Annotated in this window: 2 protein-coding genes and 1 pseudogene; all 3 read right to left on the bottom strand. The window is 65.1% G+C overall.

The window, feature by feature from the left end; all coding sequences use genetic code 11:
- Positions 1 to 350, bottom strand: a pseudogene (locus ACFYVJ_RS34735) (carbohydrate ABC transporter permease); the annotation flags it as partial.
- The gene (locus ACFYVJ_RS34730) at positions 347 to 1,306 is read right to left on the bottom strand and encodes a carbohydrate ABC transporter permease (protein ID WP_388900507.1); all 960 of its coding nucleotides are present in this window, start codon (positions 1,304 to 1,306) and stop codon (positions 347 to 349) included. The pseudogene ACFYVJ_RS34735 and the gene ACFYVJ_RS34730, both read right to left, overlap by 4 nt.
- A gap of 226 nt (positions 1,307 to 1,532) precedes the next feature.
- The coding region (locus tag ACFYVJ_RS34725) for an extracellular solute-binding protein (RefSeq protein WP_388900504.1) at positions 1,533 to 2,709 on the bottom strand (1,177 nt) is incomplete at its 5' end.

Here is a 2,709-nt window from a genome sequence, read left to right as displayed (position 1 = left end):
GACACCAGCAGGACGAGGAGGGTGGCGCCGCCTGCGATGAGGAGGGTGACTTGGAGGTTGTCGCCGAGGGTGGATTCCTTCCACACGTCGACGAGGTTGTTCCACTCGAAGGAGGTGGGGAGGTAGGTGCGGTCGCGGAGTTCGTCCGCGGGCCGCAGCGCGGTGATGATCATCTCCAGGTAGGGGGCGATGAAGATGACGGCGAGCATCCAGGCGCTTGCGGCGATGACCAGGGTCCGCGGCCCGTACTTGCGGCGCTTGCCGGTGTTCTTGCCGCTGCCGCCGTCGTTGCTGCTCTTGCGGCTGGCCTGCCGGGGGATGGGTGTGTGTGAGGGCGCGGAGAGGGTCATGCGTCCTCCTTGTTCCAGCGGCTGACCTTGAGGAAGATCAGGACGAGTACGACGACCATGGCGAAGTTGACGACGGACATGGCGGCGGATTCGCCGATGTCGGTGTCTTTCAACTGGTACATGAACACGGTGGTGGTGGCGGTGTCGCTGCCGGGTCCGCCTTTGGTCATGGCCCAGATGACGGGGAAGGAGTTGAAGACGTTGATGAGGTTGATGACGAAGCCGACGAGGAACGCGGGCCGCAGGAGGGGGACGGTCACGCGCCAGTAGGTCTGGCGGGAGTTGGCGCCGTCGATGCGCGCGGCTTCGTAGACCTCGTGGGGGATGGTCTGCAGTCCGGCCAGGAGGGTGTAGGTGGTGAACGGCAGGGACACGAACACGGCGACGAACATCATCCACGGCCAGGCGGTCGCGGGATCACCGAGCCAGTCTTTGGGTCCGTCGATCAGGCCGATGTCGGTCATCAGGGTGTTGAGGACGCCGGCGGTCTGGTCGAGCATCCAGCGGAAGCCGATGGCGGTCATCAGCACGGAGGCGGCCCAGGGTGCGATGAGTGCCCAGCGGGTGAGGGTGCGGCCGGGGAAGGGTTTGTTGAACAACTGGGCCAGGCCCAGGGACAGGAGCATGGTGACGCCGACGACGGCGATCGTCCAGATGACGGTCATGGTCAGCACGCTGCCGAAGCCGGACTCGTCGAAGAGCTGGCGGTATTTCTCGGTGCCGGCCGAGCCGCGGACGAAGCCGCTGATGCTGACGTTGAGGAACGAGGTGCGGATCAGTTCGTAGATGGGCCACAGCACCACCACGACGATCAGCAAGATGGCGGGGGCGATCCAGGGCAGCGGGCCGAGCCGGGCCAGACCACCACCGCGACGGCGGCGGCGCTGCGGCCCGGTCTTCCGCCCGCCGGGCCCGGGGCCGGCAGCGGCCGCGGGCTCCTTGACCGTGACGGGCACGGGAAACTCCTTGCGGGTACGGCGGTTGAGGGGACCGCACGAGGGACTACAGGAAACACGACCGCACGTTCACGCACAGGCCGCGCGAAAGCAACGAGGCGACACCCCAGGCGAGGCGCCCCCCGGGGGGCGGGCCACCGCACGGCTTGGGTGTGCGGCGGCCCGGCCCGGAAAACGGTCACCGAAGGCGCATCAACAGCGGAGGCGATTCAGCACCTGTGCCGGGTTATTCGCCCATGTCGGCGGCGGTGTCCTCGGCCTTCTGCTGCAACTCGCCCAGTACCTTGCCCGGGTCGTCGGAGACGGCCTTGCCGCCCGACTTCTTGATCTCCGCGGAGACCACGTCCCAGCTCGTGCTGCCCAGCGGGTAGAACTGGGCGGCCGGCAGGACCTCGAAGAACGGCTCCAGGTCCTTGTGCTTCCCGCTCGACTGCATCTCCTCGAGGGTGTCCGTGGTCACCGGCATGAGGTTGTACATCTCGTCGAACTTCAGCGTGTTCTCCTTCGAGTACGCGAAGTCCAGGAACTTCTTGATCTGCTCCTGCTTCCCGCCGTCCTTGAACGCCATCATCCAGTCCGCGACACCCAGCGTGGAATCCAGCGGACCGTCCTTGCCCGGGATCGGCGCCACCTCGTAGTCGACACCGCCGTCCTTCGCCATCTGGATCAGCGTCGGATGCCCGTTGAGCATCCCCACCTTCCCCGCCGCGAAGTCCGCGAACGCCGTCTTGCGGTCCGTGGTCGCCGGGTTCTCATACGTCAGACCCGGCTCGACCAGGTTCTCCTTCAGCCACTCGAACGTCTCCACGTTCTGCGCACTGTCGATCGTGTAGTTCCCCTCGGCATCGGTGTAACCACCACCGTTACCGATCTCCCAGATCATCGACTCACCCTGGGTCTCCTCCGGACCCAGCGGCAGCGCATACGGAATCTCCGCGGCCTTCTCCGCCTTGATCTTCTCCGCCGCGGCCGCCACATCGTCCCAGCTCTGCGGAACCTCCACACCAGCCTTGTCGAGGACTTCCTTGTTGTAGAACATCAACCGCGCCGAGGACACGAACGGGATGCCGTACTGCGTACCGTCGACCTCGCCCGCCTTCGCGAACGACCCGATCAGATTCGACTTCGTCTTCGGCGACAACACCTCATCCGCCTCATACAGCAGATCATCGGCAACCTTGTCCGCATACCCACCGGTCTGCAGGATGTCCGGGACGTTCCCGCCCTGGATCATCGTCTTCACCTTCGTGTCGATGTCATTCCAGTTGATCACCTGAACATCGACCTTGATGTCCTCGTTCTTCGCCTCGAACCGCTTCACCACATCGTCCCAGTACACCTTGGACGCATTCGACGCCTTGTCCCCGTAATCAGCCGCCACCAACTTGATGGTGGTCGTCCCG

This window comes from Streptomyces sp. NPDC004134, assembly GCF_042874195.1.
In the GTDB taxonomy this organism is placed as follows: Bacteria; Actinomycetota; Actinomycetes; order Streptomycetales; family Streptomycetaceae; genus Streptomyces.
Note: the sequence above shows the minus strand (reverse complement) of the source record. Positions and strands in the feature narration are given on the sequence as shown.